Here is a 16,760-nt window from a genome sequence, read left to right on the forward strand (position 1 = left end):
GAACCGCAGCTCAGAGCCGGTGCGCCGCGCCGGTCGGCGTCGCCCCCCGGGTGTCCAGCAGCAGCTGGGCCTTCACGGACAGGCCCTGGAGGTCGTACGTGCGGTGGTGCTGGAGGAGCAGCGTGAGGTCGGCCCCGGCGGCGGCCTCGTAGAGCGCGTCCGCGCGCGGGACCGGCCGGCCGAGGACCTGCCACTGGTGGACGTACGGGTCGTGGTAGGTGATGTGCGCGCCCAACTCCATGAGCCGGGAAGCGATTTCACGGGCCGGGGAGCCTTCCTCGTCGCCGATGTCCGGCTTGTAGGTGACGCCGAGCAGCAGGACGCGGGCGCCGCGCGCCGACTTGCCGTGCTCGTTGAGCAGGGTGGCGCAGCGCTGTACGACGTAGCGCGGCATCCGGGTGTTGACCTCCTGCGCCAGCTCGACCAGGCGCAGCGGGTAGCCCAGTGAACGCCCTTTGTAGGAGTAGTAGTTGGGGTCGATCGGCGCGGTGTGGCCGCCGACGCCGGGGCCGGGGCGGAACGCCTGGAAGCCGAACGGCTTGGTCTCGGCGCAGCGGATGACGTCCCACAGGTCCACGCCGATGTCGTGGCAGAGCACCGCCATCTCGTTCATGAGCGCGATGTTCAGGTGCCGGTAGTTGGTCTCCAGCAGCTTGGCCGTCTCCGCCTCGCGCGGCCCGCGGGCCCGTACGACCCGGTCGGTGAGCCGCCCGTAGAACGCCGCAGCGGCCTCCGTGCAGGCGGGGGTCAGGCCGCCGATGACCTTCGGGGTGCTGCCGTAGCGGTGGGCGCGGCTGCCGGGGTCGTGGCGGGCGGGGGAGTGGGCGAGGTGGAAGTCGCGTCCCGCGGTCAGGCCGGAGCCCTCTTCCAGGAGGGGGCGCAGGAATTCCTCGGTGGTGCCCGGGTAGACGGTGGATTCCAGGATCACCGTGGTGTGCGGGCGCAGGTGCGCGGCCAGTACGCGGGCGGCGTCGGCGACCGCGGACAGGTCGAGGGCGCCGTCCTCGCCGAGCGGGGTGGGGGCGCAGATGACAGCGGTACGGACCCGGCCGAGCGCGGCGGGATCGTCGGTGGTGCGGAATCCGGCCGCGAGCAGCCGGCGGATCTCGGGTGCGGTGAGGGGGCCGTGCGCGGCGGGTGGAGGCGCTGCCGTGGGCGCGGGCGCGTCGGGCACGGCCGGCGGGCCGGGGTCGTAGCCGATGGTGCGGACGCCGGCGGCGGTGGCGGCCTGGGCGAGGGGGAGACCGATATGGCCTAGTCCGATGACGGCGAGGTCTGCGGGCATGGCTGGCTGCCGTCCTTCCCGAGCGGTTCCGGATGGGGCGGTGAAGCATAAGAACATAAATAGACTAAGCGGACATTTGGCCCAGAATGGGGATTGCGGCGGCCGGGTGTTGCCCGGTCGCCGGAGGGTGGATACGGGCCGGTGGCGCGGCCAGAATCGACGGACGGGGAGTGTGACCCCGACCACAGCGGGAGGCAGCGGTGAGGACAGCGACACTCGGACCGGCCCAGCGTGCCGAAGCGCTCGCACGGATGGCGGAACGGGAGCTGGATGTTTTGGTGGTCGGCGGCGGGGTGGTCGGTGCCGGTACGGCACTGGACGCGGCGACCCGCGGGCTGGACACCGGACTGGTCGAGGCACGTGACTGGTCGTCGGGCACGTCGAGCCGGTCGAGCAAGCTCATCCACGGTGGGCTGCGCTACCTGGAGATGCTGGACTTCGCGCTCGTACGCGAAGCGCTGAAGGAACGCGGGCTGCTCCTGGAACGGCTCGCGCCGCACCTGGTCAAGCCGGTCCCGTTCCTCTACCCGCTCACCCACAAGGGCTGGGAGCGCTGGTACGCGGGCTCCGGCGTCGCGCTCTACGACGGCATGTCGGTCTCCTCGGGGCACGGCCGCGGCCTGCCCGTACACCGGCACCTCTCGCACAAGCGGGCCCTCAGAGTGGCGCCCTGCCTGAAGAAGGACGCCCTGGTGGGCGCGTTGCAGTACTACGACGCCCAGGTGGACGACGCCCGCTTCGTGATGAACCTCGTACGGACCGCCGCCCTGTACGGCGCGGAGGCCGCCAACCGGGCCCGGGTCGTCGGCTTCCTGCGCGAGGGCGAGCGGGTCGTCGGCGCCCGGGTGCAGGACGTCGAGGCGGGCGGCGAGTACGAGGTACGGGCCCGCCAGGTCGTGAACGCGACCGGCGTGTGGACCGACGACACGCAGGCCCTGATCGGGGAGCGCGGCCAGTTCCACGTACGGGCGTCGAAGGGCATCCACCTGGTCGTGCCGAAGGACCGCATCCACTCCACGACGGGGCTGATCCTGCGCACGGAGAAGAGCGTGCTGTTCGTCATCCCCTGGGGGCGGCACTGGATCGTCGGTACGACCGACACGGACTGGGACCTGGACAAGGCCCACCCGGCCGCGTCCAGCGCCGACATCGACTACCTGCTGGAGCACGTGAACTCGGTGCTCGCGACGCCGCTGACCCGCGACGACGTGGAGGGCGTCTACGCGGGCCTGCGCCCCCTGCTGGCCGGCGAGTCGGACGCGACCAGCAAGCTGTCGCGCGAGCACACGGTGGCGCACCCGGTGCCGGGGGTCGTGGTGGTCGCGGGCGGCAAGTACACGACGTACCGCGTCATGGCCAAGGACGCGGTGGACGAGGCGGTCCACGCGCTGGACCAGCGGGTGGCCGAGTGCGTCACGGAGGACACACCGCTCGTCGGCGCGGAGGGCTACAAGGCGATGTGGAACGCCCGCGCCCAGACCGCCGCACGTACCGGCCTGCACGTGGTGCGCGTCGAACACCTGCTGAACCGTTACGGCGCACTGGCCGACGAACTCCTCGACCTCATCGTCACCGACCCGGCGCTCGGCGAGCCGCTCGCCGCCGCCGACGACTACCTGCGCGCCGAGGTCGTCTACGCCTGCACCCACGAAGGAGCGCGGCACCTGGACGACGTCCTCACCCGGCGCACCCGCATCTCCATCGAAACCTTCGACCGGGGCACCCGCAGCGCGCGGGAGTGCGCCGAGCTGATGGCGCCGGTGCTGGGCTGGGACGCGGACCAGATCGACCGCGAAGTGCAGCACTACGAGAAGCGGGTCGAGGCGGAACGGGAGTCGCAGCGGCAGCCGGACGACCTCACGGCCGACGCGGCACGCCTGGGCGCGCCGGACATCGTGCCGCTCTGACGGACCCCGCGCCTATCCGGCGGCACCCCTGCCCGGCGGACGGCAGAACTCCGCCGCCAGCACGGACACGGCCCGGTCCGCCGCCGCCCGGGTGTCCGTGTTGATGTGCAGGCTCAGCACATGGCGGCCGTCCGCCGTGGCGGCGGTCTGCGCGTACGAGCCGTTGATGTCGCCGTTGTGTCCCCACACGGTGGTGCCGCAGGGCAGCTCGACGGCGTACAGCCCCAGGCCGTACGCGCCGTCCGCCCGCCGCGCGGTCCGCAGCTGCGCCGTCTCGCGCGGCGGCAGCAGTCTGCCGCCGAGGAGCGCGGCGAAGAACCTGTTGAGGTCGCCGAGCGTGGTGACCATCTCGCCCGCGGCGCCCGCCCGGCTCGGGTCGAGGGCGGTGGCGTCCACCCGGCGCGCGCCGACGACGGAGTAGCCGCGCCCGTACGGCTCGGGCAGGCCCGGGTCGGTGCCGGGGAAGGACGTACCGGAAAGCCGTACCGGGCGCACGATGCGCCGCGTCACCTCTTCGGCGTACGGATGCCCGGTGACGTGTTCGATGACCTGGCCCAGAAGCAGGTAACCGGTGTTGGAGTACGCGTACCGGGCGCCCGGCGGCGCGGTCGGCGGGTGGCGCAGGGCGGTGCGCAGCAGCTCGGCGGGCGTGTGCGTGTCGTAGCGGTGGGCACGGAAGCCGCTGCCGTACAGCTGGTGGGCCAGCCGGGGGTCGCGGGTGTAGTTGAACAAGCCGCTCGTGTGGTTCAGCAATTGGCGGATCGTTACGCGGGCCAGCTCACCGGCCTCGCTCCCGGCCGCGGCGCGGAGGCTGCCCGGCAGGCGGGGCAGGACCGGGTCCTGGAGCCGGAGCCGGTGCTCGGCGGCGAGCTGGAGCACCACGGTCGCCACGAAGGGCTTGGTCAGGCTGCCCGCGCGGAAGTGGTCGGCGCGCCCTGGGGGCCGTCCGCTTTTCAGGTCGGCGACGCCCGTGGCGGTGAAGCGGGACGCCTGACCGTCGACGGTGCTGAGCGCCGCGGCGCCGGGTGCCCCGTCCCGTACCAGCCGGCGCAGCGCGGGTGTGGTCCGGTCCGGCGGCGGGGCGAGGGCCGCGGGCGCGCCCAGGTGCTGCGGGGCCCGGACGGCGGTGCAGGAGGTGACGGCGGGGGCGGCCAGGACCGCCAGGGCGACGGCGAGGGCGGGCAGGCGACGGGAGACGCGGGACGGGCCCCGGGCTCCGGCGTACGCGGTGCGGACGAGGGGCGTGATCCGGCCGGTGGCAGCGGTCCGGACGGCGGCGGTGGGGGTGCGCCACATCGTCGTTTCCGACCTCGTTCCTGTCCTCGTGTTCGGGTCGCGGAGCCCGGCCGCACCGCGCCGACGAGGCCCTCGTCGGCGACAGGGCCGCCCGTACAGGCCATCATGGCGGGTGCACAACAGGCGCCGAGTCGTGGACCCTGGCCTTCCCCACAGGCGCGGATGAGAGAGAATGAAGGCTCCGCCAGGGTGGGTTGTCCGAGTTGGGCCAGTTTGGTGATCGACGTGTGTTCGAGATGCCAACTCGGCTGGATTGCAGAGGGGATTCAGTGGGCGACGAGGTCGAGATGGACGGCAAGGAGGGCAGGCTGCTCGCCGGCCGGTACCGGCTCGCCGAAGTCCTCGGCCGGGGCGGAATGGGTACGGTCTGGCGCGCAACGGACGAAGTGCTCGGCCGTACGGTCGCGGTCAAGGAACTGCGTTTCCCTGGCGGGGTCGAGGAGGACGAGAAGCGCCGGCTGATCACCCGTACGCTGCGGGAGGCCAAGGCGATCGCCCGGATCCGCAACAACGGCGCGGTGACGGTCTACGACGTGGTCGACGAGGACGACCGCCCGTGGATCGTCATGGAGCTGGTCGAGGGCCGCTCGCTGGCCGAGGTGGTGCGCGACGACGGCCCCCTGACGCCGCGCCGGGCGGCGGAGGTGGGCCTCGCCGTCCTCGACGTGCTGCGCGCCGCGCACCGCGAGGGCATCCTGCACCGCGACGTGAAGCCCTCCAACGTCCTGATGTCCGACGACGGCCGGGTCGTGCTCACCGACTTCGGCATCGCCCAGGTGGAGGGCGACCCCTCGCTGACCTCCACCGGCATGCTCGTCGGCGCGCCGTCCTACATATCGCCCGAGCGGGCGCGCGGCCAGAAGCCCGGCCCCCCGGCCGACCTGTGGTCGCTGGGCGGCCTGCTGTACGCCTGCGTCGAGGGTGTGCCCCCGTACGACAAGGGCTCGGCGATCGCCACCCTGACCGCGGTGATGACCGAGCCGCTGGAGCCGCCGAAGAGCGCCGGCCCGCTGGAAGAGGTCATCTACGGGCTGCTCGTGAAGGACCCGGCCGCGCGCCTCGACGACCGGGGCGCGCGGGCGCTGCTCCTGGACGCGGCCAACGCGCCGGAGGACACCGGACCGGAACCGCCCGCTCCGGATGCCACGCGCGCGATGGCGCTGCCGGTCGTCCCGGAGGAGCCTGCGGTGCAGGCCAAGGACCGTGCCCGCGACAAGGACCGGGACCGGAAGCCTTCGTCGTCGCGCCCGCAGTGGAAGCCGAAGCCGCGCCCGAAGGAAGACGAGAGACGCGCGCCGGAGAAGGACCGCGGCAGCGTGCCGGGCGCCCGCGCGGCCTCCGCTTCCGCCCCGCTCACGGACCCCTCCCGTACGAGCACGGGCTCGGGCGCCAAGCCGTCCACCGCCTCGACGACGCGCGGCACCACCACCGGGCAGTCGCGGACCGACTCGACCAACGGACCGAAGAACTGGCCGACCGCGGTCGGTTCCGCCGGGCGTACCGGCTTCGAGTCGGAGAGCGCCAAGGAGAAGGTCCGCAACGCGCTCCAGGCGGTGCGCAAGGCGGCGACCGCCGCTGTCGCCGCGGCCCGGCCGGACTCCAGGCCGGACGGCGGAACGCGCCCGTCCGGCCCGCCGAAGGCGTCCGTCACCGATGTCGTGCCGCGCCGCACGCTCGTCATCGCCGCGGTGGTCGTGGTGCTCGCCGTCCTGGGCACGGTGCTGGCCTTCGCGCTGAGCGGTGACGACGAGAAGGGCGGCGGCAAGGCCGCGGATACGGCCGCCACCGGCCAGGCAGACCCCTCCGAGGATGGTTCGGGGAAGGGCGCAGACGGCGCCGCGTCGCAGCCGACGGACGGCAAGCCGGGCGGCCAGAGCACCCAGGGCGGCAAGCCGGGCGGCGGCAAGGGCAAGGCGGGCCTGCCGCAGGGGTACGGAACCGTGTCGAACGCGGGCTTCCACTTCGCCGTCGCGCTGCCGTCCGGCTGGAAGCAGACGGACACGGCCGGCCAGAACTCCGGCGCCATATACAGCGCCGGAGGCGGCTTCCCGCGCGTCCAGATCGACTACAACGCCAAGCCCGGCAGCGACGCGGCCGCCGCCTGGCGCAGTCTGGAGCCCGCCGTCGGCCGCAGCAGCGAGAACTATCACCGCATCGACATCAAGGCGGTCGACTGGCGGGGCTACCCGACGGTCGCCGACTGGTCGTTCACGCGCAAGCAGGGCGGCCAGGACGTCCGCGTGCTCAATCGCGGCTTCCGCGCCGACGACCAGCACGGCTACGCGATCATGATCACCTGCAAGGCGGACGCCTGGGACGCGGCGGAGTGCCGCCAACTGAGGGACACCGCTTTCGCGACATTCCAGGTGAAGGACTGACCTTCCGCGGCGCCCGTACCGCAGAGGTGCGCAGGCCGACGCGGTGTGCGCGGTGACGGCCGCCGGGCGGCGGCGAAGTCGTGGGGTAGCTGTTGGCCGGAGCGCTCCTCAACCCACGCCTCCGGCACGTATCGTGAGACCCCGAAGACCGTACGCAGCCGCAATCGGAGGGAATGCGACCGGTTTTGACCACCGTGGGTAACCGGTGGGGCCGGGCGCTCCCGGACAAAGACGGGCAGGCGGCGTGAATCGCGCGCTGGGGAGGCGTCGTGGACGAGTACGCGGGAAGAGTGCTCGCCGAGCGCTACCGCCTGCCGGTGCCGCCGTCGGACGAGTACGAGTTCGCCGAGACCCGCGCCTTCGACACCTACAGCGGCCAGGAGGTCCTGGTGCGCCAGGTCCCGCTGCCCGAGGTCGTGGACGCGGAGCTGCTGGACGGGGGACCGGCCGGGCGGCCCGCGCCGGGCGCCCACGGACACCGGCCGGCCGGCGCCGACCGCACGCCGCACGACCCCGCCGTACGCCGCGCCCTGGAAGCCGCGACGGCCGCGGCCCGGCTGCCCGACCACCCGCAACTGGACCAGGTCTTCGACGTCTTCGCCCAGGACGGCAGCCTGTGGATCGTCAGCGAACGCGTCGCGGCCCGCCCGCTCGCCGCGCTCCTCGCCGAACGCACCCTCACCCCGCACCGCGCCGCCGAGGTCGCCGCCGACCTCCTCACCGCCCTGCGCGCCCTGCACGCGCACGGCTGGACCCACCGCAACATCACCACCCGCACCGTCCTGATCTGCGACGACGGCCGCGCGATCCTGACCGGCCTGGCAGCGGGCGCGGCGGAGGAGGCACTGTGCGGGTACGACCCGGTGCCCAGGGACGAGGAGCGGCCACCGGTTCAGGCCACGGCGCCGGTGCCGCAGCAGGCCACGGCGCCGGACCGCGCTGCTGAGGAGGCCGCCGCGCCCCGGCCCGAGGCCGCCGCGCCCACGCCCGAGGCGGACACCCGCCGGGCGCGCGCGGGTGCCATCGCGGCCTACCAGGCGGGGACGCGGGCGGCGGCGGGCCGTACGGCGCCGGAGACGCCGCGTACACCCGCCGAAGGCAAGGGTTCCCCCGGCGGCCACTCCGGCGGCGATTCCGTAAGCCACCCCGCCGACGCCCACTTCAGCCCGTACCGCGATCACATCGGCACACCGTCGGTGCCGGAACAGCCCGGCAGCGCCACCTACGGCGGCAGCCTGCCGGGTCCGGGACCGCGCACCGGAGGCGGCCCGGTCCACCATCTGCCCGTACAGCCGCCCGCACCGGCACCGGACACCCGGCCGTCCCTCTCCAAGGAGCCGGCCCCCGACACCCCCGCCCATTCCGGTTCCGGCTCCGGTTCCTACGGGCGCCCCGGCGCAGCCCTGGCCGCCGAGCGCGCCCGCCAGATACGCATCAACGTCATCGGCCCGGTCACCGAGCGCTGGGCGCCGGAGCAGGCCGGCCCCGTGCACGCCAACTGGCAGCTCGCGCCCCCGATCGGCCCCGCCACCGACCTGTGGGCGGTCGGCGCGCTGCTGTTCCGTATCGTGCAGGGCCACTCCGCGTACCCGGAGGACAGCGCTGCCGAACTGGTGCAGCTGGTGTGCTCGGAGCCGCCGTCGTACGCCGAGGAGTGCGGCGCGCTGCGGCCGGTCGTCGAGTCGCTGATGCGGCAGGACCCGGCCGACCGTCCGGACTTCGAGGAACTGCGCGGCTGGCTGCGGTCACTGATCCGTACGGCGCCGGAGCCCGAGGTGGGCAGCCGGGTCGTGACCGTGCCGTCGCTGGAGGGGCCCGCCGACTCCCGGCGGCTGCCGATCCTGCGGCGTCGGGGCGAACTGGTCCGCAAGGGTCGGCACAAGAAGGCGCGCCAGTCCCGGCCGCCGCGCCCCGCGAAGCCCCCGCGGCAGCCGAAGGGCAAGCGCCGGACCGTGGCATACCGGGAAACCACCCACCACGCCCAGCCGGGCCATCCCGAGGCCCTCTCTGAGCAGCCGGAAGTCCCCACGCCTCACCTGGCGGCGACTTTTCCGCCGCAGTCGACCGCCCATCCCCACCCCGAAGAGGCCCACCACTCCGAACAGCCCCTTCCGCCACCGGCCCGCCCCCCACGCCAGCCCAAACCGGCCCGCGCGCCCAGACCGCCCCGCCCCGCCAAGCAGATCCGGCGCATCCAGGGCGCCACGCCGCCGGACGGCGGAGGCGGACCGCGCCGTCTGGGGCGGCTGCTGGTGGGGCTGGTGTTCCTGCTGCTGACGGGGGCGGTTTTGTACGCGGTGCTGTTCATGCCGAAGGCCGGGTCGGACGAACGGGGCGCGGCCGGTGTCCGGGAGCGGAAGGCATCGGTCGGCACGCAGGACGCCCCGCCGGACAGCGGCTCCGGCAGCCGCCCCGACGACCAGGGCGCACGCGCGCGGCAGCCGCAGGCCACCGAACCGGCCGACCTCGCCGAGGGCTTCGAGGTCCGCAAGGACCCGAAGGGCTTCCAGGTCGCCGTCCACAAGGGCTGGCAGCGCCGCGGGGAGAACGAACGCAACCAGATCCGCTACCTGGGCAACGGTTACGAGCTGCTGATCGTGCCCGGCCGCGACACCACGTCCCGCTACGGCACCGACCCGATGTCCTACCAGCAGGACAAGGAAGCCGAACTGGCCCCGTACCGCGAATCCAGCTGGTCCGGCTCCTCCGGTCTGCGCCGCATCGACGTCGGCAAGGCGGCGATGGCGGAGGGCACCTTCACCTGGCAGGACAGCAGCGGCCGGCAGGTCTACGTTCGCAACCTGGCCATGATCCACAACGGCCGCTATCACGTCATCCAGGTCCTCGGCCCGGACAACGAACGGCGCGAGGTGGACCGGCTGTACGAGCAGGCGACGGGGTCCTATCGGCCCAACTGACCTCACACCGGGTCAGCGATTCCCCCGATACCTCAAGCGCTCAACTCCTGCTCCAGAGGCGTACGAAACCGAGGCTGGGTCCAGGTACCAGTCGCAGGGCTTCCAGCCCATGGCGGTCCCCTACGCCGCCTTGTCGCCCCCCGGGCGTCCGGCTACCGTCATAACTGACGGGTCGTCAGTTCCAGTGCGCCGCGACCCGTCGGCCACCGGCACCGGCCGGGAACCGCGGGAGGGGAACCAGATGGAGCTACCGCGCATCGTCAGCGTCGACGACCACGTCATCGAGCCCGCGCACCTCTTCGAGACCTGGCTGCCGGCGAAGTACCGCGAACTCGGACCGAAGCCGTTCACCGCCGGGATCGGTGAGCTGGAGTACATCGGTGGGAAGTACAGGTTCACGACGGATCCGGAAGGTCCGCTGACGGACTGGTGGCGGTACGAGGGGGACCTCTTCCCGTACAAGCGGATCATCGCGGCCGTCGGCTTCTCCAGGGACGAGATGACGCTGGAGGGCATCACCCGGGAGCAGATGCGGCGGGGCTGCTGGGACCCGAAGGCGCGCCTGGCGGACATGGACCTCAACCATGTCGAGGCGTCGCTGTGCTTTCCCACCTTCCCCCGCTTCTGCGGGCAGACCTTCGCCGAGGCGCGGGACAAGGAAGTCGCCCTGGCGTGTGTGCGCGCGTACAACGACTGGATGGTGGAGGAGTGGTGCGGGGACAGCGGCGGACGGCTGATCCCGCTGTGCCTGATTCCGCTGTGGGACGTGGAGTTGGCCGTCGCCGAGATACGGCGGAACGCTGCGCGCGGCGTGCGGGCCGTGACGTTCAGCGAGATACCGACCCACCTCGGCCTGCCGTCGATCCACTCGGGCTACTGGGACCCCTTCTTCGCGGCCTGCGAGGAGACCGGGACGGTGGTCAACATGCACATCGGGTCCAGTTCGCAGATGCCCGCCGCGTCCCCCGACGCGCCGCCCGCCGTACAGGCGTCGCTGAGTTTCAACAACGCCATGGCGTCGATGATGGACTTCCTCTTCAGCGGGGTGCTGGTGCGGTTCCCGCGCCTCAAACTCGCGTACAGCGAGGGGCAGATGGGGTGGATTCCGTACGCGCTGGAGCGTGCCGACGACGTGTGGGAGGAACACCGCGCCTGGGGCGGCGTACGCGATCTGATCCCCGAGCCGCCCTCCATGTACTACTACCGGCAGATCTTCTGCTGTTTCTTCCGCGACAAGCACGGCGTCGCCTCGCTCGACGTGGTCGGCCGGGACAACGCGACCTTCGAGACCGACTACCCGCACGTGGACTCGACGTTCCCGCACACCAAGGAGGTCGCCCTCGACCACGTACGGGGGCTGGACGAGGAGACCGTCCACAAGCTGATGCGCGGCAACGCGATCCGCATGCTGGAGCTGGATCTCGACTGATGGACCTCACGTACACGCCCGAGGAGGAGGCATTCCGGGCGCGGCTGCGGGAGTGGCTGGCCAAGGCGCTTCCGGAGCTGCCCGCGCGGCCCGACCCGCTGGACTGGCCGGGGCGGCGCGCGTACGACCTCGGCTGGCAGCGGCGGCTCTACGACGCCGGATACGGCAGCCTGCACTGGGACGCCTCGCCCACCCAGCGGCTGATCTTCCTGGAGGAGACGGAGCTCGCCGGGGCGCCCTACGTCGGCGCCAACTTCGTCGGCTTGCTGCACGCCGGGCCGACCATCGCCGCCGAGGGCACGGACGAGCAGCGCGCCCGCTGGCTGCCGCCGATCCTGAGAGGCGAGGCGGTCTGGTGCCAGGGCTTCAGCGAACCGGACGCGGGCTCCGACCTCGCGTCGCTGCGCACCCGCGCCGTACGGGACGGCGACCACTACGTGATCACCGGGCAGAAGACCTGGACCTCCCACGCGGAGATCGCCGACTGGTGCGAACTGCTGGTGCGCACGGACCCCGCCGCGCCCCGGCACCGCGGCATCTCCTGGCTGGCGATGCCGATGGACACGCCCGGGATCACCGTACGGCCGCTGCGCACGCTCGCCGGACCGGCCGAGTTCGCCGAGGTCTTCCTCGACGAGGTGCGGGTGCCGGTGGCCAACCGGGTCGGCGCCGAGCACGACGGCTGGCGCGTCACCATGGTCACGCTGTCCTTCGAGCGGGGCACGGCCTTCGTCGGCGAGGTCGTCGCCTGCCGCCGTACGCTCGGCCGGCTGGCCCGTACGGCACGGGCGAACGGCCGCTGGGACGACCCCGTGCTGCGCCGCCGGCTCGGCCGGCTGAACGCCGAGTTCACGGCGCTGTGGCGGCTCATCCAGTGGAACGTCGGCGCGGCAGGAGCGGCGGGCGGGGTGCCCGGGGCGGGCGGCTCGGTGTTCAAGCTGCGCTATTCGCAGGCCCGCCAGGAGCTGTACGACACGGCCGCCGAGGTGCTGGGGGCGCCCGGCGCGCTGGACGCGGACCAGGAGTGGACGGCGGCCCGGCTGTCGTCCCTCTCCTACACGATCGCCGCCGGTACGTCGCAGATCCAGCGCGACATCATCGCCGAGCGCCTCCTCGGCCTGCCGAAGGGACGGTGAGCGGGCCCGTGGACCTGCGCCCCACTGCCGATCAACGGGCCTTGCAGGCTTCGGCGCGCGACCTGCTGGCGCGCCGCTTCGGGCGGGACCGGCTGCGGGCGGCGGTGGACGATCCGGTGCTGGACCGCGCCCTGTGGCGCGAGCTGGGCGCGGCCGGGTTCTTCGCGCTGCGGCTGCCGGAGGCGGACGGCGGGGTGGGCCTCGGGCTGCCGGAGGCGGTGCTGGTCTTCGAGGAGGCGGGGCGGGCGCTGCTGCCGGGGCCGCTGGTGGCGGGGCACCTCCTCGCGGGGGCGGTGCCGGGCGCGGCCACGGGGGAGCGGGTGGTGGGGCTGTGCGATGTGGGGGCGGAGGGGGCGCGGCTGTGGGAACACCCTGGGGACTGCGATGAGTTGATCTTGATTGAAGGCGGAAGTCCTGACGGGAGCGTGGACGGCGGCGAGGACGGGAGTGAGGGCGGAATCCCGCGCGCGTACTGGAACGCGCCCGACTGGCCCGTCCTGGAGTCCATCCGCTCCATCGATCCGCTTACGCCGCTAGCGCGCGTGGCGTCCTACCCGCGTCGTATCCCGCGCGCGCTGGACGTACCGCGGCTGCGCCGCGAAGCCGCCCTGCTGACCGCCGCGCTTCAGCTGGGCAGCGCTGCCCGTACGGTCGAGATGGCCGCGGAACACGCCGGGCGGCGAGAGCAGTTCGGCGTGCGGATCGGAGCGTTTCAGGCGGTGAAACACCTGTGCGCCGAGATGCTGATACGAGTAGACATCGCGCGAAGTGCCGTATATGCGGCTTCGCTCACCGGACAGTCACTCCCAGTAATCGGAGCGAAGATTCTCGCCGACGAGGCGGCGGTGCGCAACGCCCGGGACTGTCTCCAGGTGCACGGCGGCATGGGCTTCACATGGGAGGCCGATGTGCATCTGCATCTCAAGCGTGCGTGGTTGCGCCTCGAACAATGGCAGAGCGGGGCAAAGGCGGAAGAAGCCCTCGCCGAGGCCCTTCTCGTCGATGATGCCGCCGGGTAGGGCATTGTGTGCGGAATGTCGGATTCCGTACACACAAGCGGTCACGGAGGGTCGATATCGGGTTGTGTCCTAGGCGTAACTCGTCACAGGGGGGAGTCGGGGCCGTGCTCGGGTACGCTCCGTTGGGTGCGAGTGGTTCTGAGGCGCAACTGTTCCCGTGGGGTCGTGGAGACCGACCCGGGATACCGAATGCGCTCCGCTCGTCCTCTAAGGAGGGGTGGAAGGCCCTCTTGTTCGACTCCCGGCAAAGCGCGTCGCACAGTATGCAGCATGCATACTCCCTTGCGCTGGAATATGCCCGAAGCGCTTGTTGGGGTGACTGAACGTCAACCATGCTGTGCTTCACCGGGGTCACGGAGTGTGACCTCGATGAGGCGCGAGGCGATGTGTCCGCCGGTTCGGATGGTGTGAGCGGTGCAGGTGCTTCAGGTGCAGTTGGAAGTCCGGCCCGACCCCGCGGAGGTGGGGCGGGCCCGGAGGTGGGCCAGGTCGCGGCTGGCCGGGTCGGGCATAGGGGCCGACGAGCCGCTGGCGGAGACGCTGATCCTGCTGATCTCCGAGTTGGTCACCAACGCCGTCGTGCATACCGGGAACCCCGCCGAGCTGCGGATGTGCTTCTCGGGTTCCGGCGCCGTGGTGGGCACCGTACGGGTCGAGGTCGCGGACCGCAGCGCCCGCGCGCCACGCCCCCGGCGCGCGGACGGTGACGACACGAACGGCCGCGGCCTGGAACTGGTCGACGGGCTCGCGGACCGCTGGGGCTGGCGGCCCGAGGGGGCCGGCAAGAGCATCTGGTGCGAGGTGGACCGCAGCCGGTCGATGCTGATGGCGGCGGGCTCGGACCTGGGCGCGTACGACGCGCACTGCGCCCTGCCGCATCACGCGTAACCGGAGGAAAGTCCAGACCAGGTGTTGACGTGGCGTGTTCGCTTGATCACGCTTGGGTGGAGCGATTCGCCGCGAGGGGACGCCGAGGCCACGGGGGCCGGAGCCTCGGCGAGTGCGGGTCGTGTCCCGTGGCCGGGTGGTGGTCCGCGGTGCGACGCTCGGGGTCCGCATGGGCGCGCCGCCGCCCGGCTGGGGCAGGCGGTTCCTTCCCCGTACGACCGGCCCGCCGCACGGCGCCGTACGGCCCGCCCGCCGCATGGCTCCGTAAGACCGGCCCGTCTCAGAACACCGCCACCGGCGCCACCGGGCTCCCGCTGCCGCCGACGAACGGCTCGGCCGTCGCCGCGAGGAAGAACACGGAGCGGCCCTCCTCCGCGCAGACCGCCGCCAGCTCCTCCAGATTCCAGTTCTGGCCCTGGATCATGCCCATCTCCACCAGGTGCAGCGCGTGCACGGGCATCCAGAGGCCGTCGATCTCCGGTGGGAAGATCTCGAAGGTGAGGGTGTCGTTGGCGACGGCCGCGACATCGCGCGCGTGGAACCACTCGGGCGTACGGACCGACAGGCCCGGCGACGGGAAGGCGTACGCGTCCCGGTCACCCGCCAAGTAGTGGCCCATCTGCCCCGTACGTACGAGAACGATGTCACCGGAACGTACCTTCGTCCCCGCCAACTCCTCCGCCGCGTCCAGGTCTTCCGGAGTGACGGCGTGCTGGGCGGGCAGCCGTCCTGGCCGGTCGGAGGTGCCGGCGTGTACGCGGGCCACGTCGAGCAGTACGCCGCGCGAGACGATCGGGGGCACCTTCTCGATGCCGAGGGCGGTGGCGCCGCCGTGCGCGGTGACCGAGGCGGCGGGGCGGCCGTTGTAGAGCCGCCCGGAGTGCGAGACGTGCGCGAGGCCGTCCCAGTGGGTGCCCGCCTGGAGGCCCATGGTGACGGCGTCGTCGGAGGTGGCGACCGTACCGGGCCCGAACGGCTCCTGGTTGATCGCGATCATGGTGTGCAGGGGGTTGATCCGGCCGGGTATCAGGCCGGTCTGTACGCCGTCCTGCCGCAGCGGCAGCGCGAGCGCGACCCGGCGGCCGGTGCGCACGGTGGCGGCGGCCTCCCGTACGACCTCGGGCGTCAGCAGGTTCAGTGTGCCGATCTCGTCGTCCGCGCCCCAGCGGCCCCAGTTGTTCACGCGCTCGGCGAGGTCGTGGAACTCGGCGGGCAGCGGCATGGGCCCTCCTCGGGGGGTTCCGGGTCTTGTGCTCGGTAGCGGTCTGCTCAAAAATCTAACGGGCCGTCAGAAACTCCGGGAAGGGGCGCGGCATGGGGAACTTCTTGGCCGGCAAAGTGGTCGCCGTCACCGGCGCGGGCCGCGGCATCGGGCGCGCGGTGGCCCTCGCCTGCGCCGGGCAGGGCGCCCGGGTGGTCGTCAACGACTACGGGGTCTCGGTCGCGGGCGCCGAGCCGAGCAGCGAGGTCGCCGAGGCGGTGGCCAAGGAGATCGAACAGGCCGGCGGCGAGGCGGTCGCGGTGGCGGACGACGTGTCCACCATGGCGGGCGGACAGCGCGTCGTGGACACGGCGCTCACCCGGTACGGGCGCATCGACGGCGCGGTCTGCGTGGCCGGCATCCTGCGCGAACGGATGCTGTTCAACATGACCGAGGAGGAGTGGGACCCGGTCGTCGCCACCCACCTGAAGGGCACGTTCACCGTGTTCCGCGCGGCCTCCGCCGTGATGCGCCGCCAGCGGTCCGGCACGCTCATCGGCTTCACCAGCGGCAACCACCAGGGGAGCGTTTCGCAGGCCAACTACGCGTCGGCCAAGGGGGGCGTCATCTCCCTGGTGCGCAGTGCCGCGCTCGGGCTGAGCCGGTATGGGGTGACTGCCAATGCGGTGGCGCCAGTCGCCCGTACACGGATGTCCGCGGGCGTGCCGATGGAGCTGACGGAGATCGGCGAGCCGGAGGATGTTGCCCCGCTGGTCGTGTACCTGCTCAGCGAGCGTGCCGCTGCGGAGCGGATCACCGGGCAGGTTTATACGGTCGCCGGGCCGAAGATCGCCGTGTGGGCCCAGCCGAGGGAACTGCGCTCGGCTTACGCGGACGGTGGGTGGACGCCGGAGAAGATCGCGGAGGTGTTGCCGGGGGCGGTGGGGGTGGATCCTATGCCGTTGCTGGAGCGGGTGGAGGGGATGGCCGCGGCGGCGGCCGAGGGGCGGCGGCCCAACGCGTGAGCCTGCGGCGGGCTGGGCCGGTTCGTCGGTGGCGGTTCGGATTCGGCTGCCGGTCCGTTCGCGTCTGCGGCGGGCTGTGGCCGCTGCGCGGGGCGGTCAAGGTTCGGGGACGGGCCTGCGCGGCAGGCCGCTCCGGCCCGTCCCCTTCCGTGGGTGGGAAGGGGAGGGATGGTTCTTGGCTGATGTGAGGGGGTGGGTTTCGGTGGACTTTTCGTTCGGTGCCGAAGATGTGGGGTTTCGGGAGGAGGCTCGTTGTTGGCTTGCGGAGCATTGGGGGG

At 72.6% G+C, this 16,760-nt stretch carries 11 protein-coding genes; 8 read left to right on the forward strand and 3 right to left on the reverse strand.

Going from position 1 to position 16,760, the window contains the following annotated elements:
• Window positions 1–10 precede the first annotated feature (10 nt).
• Complete coding sequence (locus ADK86_RS39495; protein WP_053700983.1) at window positions 11–1,285, reverse strand: nucleotide sugar dehydrogenase; 1,275 nt, start codon at window positions 1,283–1,285, stop codon at window positions 11–13.
• A 200-nt stretch (window positions 1,286–1,485) separates the two neighbouring features.
• Here ADK86_RS39495 and ADK86_RS39500 point away from each other — a divergent pair, with 200 nt between their 5' ends.
• Entirely contained in the window at window positions 1,486–3,192 is a 1,707-nt protein-coding gene (locus tag ADK86_RS39500) for a glycerol-3-phosphate dehydrogenase/oxidase (RefSeq protein WP_030591177.1), read from the forward strand.
• Between the two features lie 12 nt (window positions 3,193–3,204).
• Here ADK86_RS39500 and ADK86_RS39505 read toward each other — a convergent pair whose 3' ends face one another.
• Window positions 3,205–4,488, reverse strand: a complete 1,284-nt coding sequence (locus ADK86_RS39505; protein ID WP_053700984.1) for a serine hydrolase domain-containing protein — start codon at window positions 4,486–4,488, stop codon at window positions 3,205–3,207.
• Window positions 4,489–4,757: 269 nt separating this feature from the next.
• On the opposite strand from ADK86_RS39505, the gene ADK86_RS39510 reads away from it, so the two are divergent.
• From ADK86_RS39510 to ADK86_RS39535, 6 genes are all read left to right on the forward strand, one after another.
• Window positions 4,758–6,866, forward strand: a complete 2,109-nt coding sequence (locus tag ADK86_RS39510; RefSeq protein WP_199834561.1) for a serine/threonine-protein kinase — start codon at window positions 4,758–4,760, stop codon at window positions 6,864–6,866.
• 269 nt (window positions 6,867–7,135) lie between these two features.
• On the forward strand, window positions 7,136–9,784 hold the full coding sequence (locus ADK86_RS39515) for a protein kinase (RefSeq protein WP_053700985.1): 2,649 nt from the start codon (window positions 7,136–7,138) through the stop codon (window positions 9,782–9,784).
• 241 nt (window positions 9,785–10,025) lie between these two features.
• Window positions 10,026–11,213 (forward strand): amidohydrolase family protein, encoded by a 1,188-nt coding sequence (locus ADK86_RS39520; protein WP_053700993.1) that lies wholly within the window; start codon window positions 10,026–10,028, stop codon window positions 11,211–11,213.
• A complete protein-coding gene (locus ADK86_RS39525) occupies window positions 11,213–12,349 on the forward strand; it encodes an acyl-CoA dehydrogenase family protein (protein ID WP_053700986.1) in 1,137 nt (378 codons plus the stop codon). Before ADK86_RS39520 ends, ADK86_RS39525 begins: the two co-directional genes overlap by 1 nt.
• A gap of 8 nt (window positions 12,350–12,357) precedes the next feature.
• Complete coding sequence (locus ADK86_RS39530) at window positions 12,358–13,368, forward strand: acyl-CoA dehydrogenase family protein (protein ID WP_053700994.1); 1,011 nt, start codon at window positions 12,358–12,360, stop codon at window positions 13,366–13,368.
• 414 nt (window positions 13,369–13,782) lie between these two features.
• Entirely contained in the window at window positions 13,783–14,256 is a 474-nt protein-coding gene (locus ADK86_RS39535; protein WP_053700987.1) for an ATP-binding protein, read from the forward strand.
• A 280-nt stretch (window positions 14,257–14,536) separates the two neighbouring features.
• Here ADK86_RS39535 and ADK86_RS39540 read toward each other — a convergent pair whose 3' ends face one another.
• Window positions 14,537–15,478 (reverse strand): cyclase family protein, encoded by a 942-nt coding sequence (locus ADK86_RS39540; protein WP_053700988.1) that lies wholly within the window; start codon window positions 15,476–15,478, stop codon window positions 14,537–14,539.
• Between the two features lie 92 nt (window positions 15,479–15,570).
• On the opposite strand from ADK86_RS39540, the gene ADK86_RS39545 reads away from it, so the two are divergent.
• Window positions 15,571–16,482 (forward strand): SDR family oxidoreductase, encoded by a 912-nt coding sequence (locus ADK86_RS39545; RefSeq protein ID WP_053700989.1) that lies wholly within the window; start codon window positions 15,571–15,573, stop codon window positions 16,480–16,482.
• Window positions 16,483–16,760: the final 278 nt, after the last annotated feature.

The organism is Streptomyces sp. NRRL F-5755, assembly GCF_001279365.1.
GTDB lineage: Bacteria > Actinomycetota > Actinomycetes > Streptomycetales > Streptomycetaceae > Streptomyces > Streptomyces rimosus.

What these genes read in the sequence shown, in the direction of transcription:
- ADK86_RS39495 (WP_053700983.1), bottom strand. Translation starts at nt 1,285, where the DNA reads ATGCCCGCAGACCTCGCCGTCATCGGACTAGGCCATATCGGTCTCCCC.
- ADK86_RS39505 (WP_053700984.1), bottom strand. Translation starts at nt 4,488, where the DNA reads ATGTGGCGCACCCCCACCGCCGCCGTCCGGACCGCTGCCACCGGCCGG.
- ADK86_RS39540 (WP_053700988.1), bottom strand. Translation starts at nt 15,478, where the DNA reads ATGCCGCTGCCCGCCGAGTTCCACGACCTCGCCGAGCGCGTGAACAAC.
- ADK86_RS39545 (WP_053700989.1), top strand. Translation starts at nt 15,571, where the DNA reads ATGGGGAACTTCTTGGCCGGCAAAGTGGTCGCCGTCACCGGCGCGGGC.
- ADK86_RS39520 (WP_053700993.1), top strand. Translation starts at nt 10,026, where the DNA reads ATGGAGCTACCGCGCATCGTCAGCGTCGACGACCACGTCATCGAGCCC.
- ADK86_RS39525 (WP_053700986.1), top strand. Translation starts at nt 11,213, where the DNA reads ATGGACCTCACGTACACGCCCGAGGAGGAGGCATTCCGGGCGCGGCTG.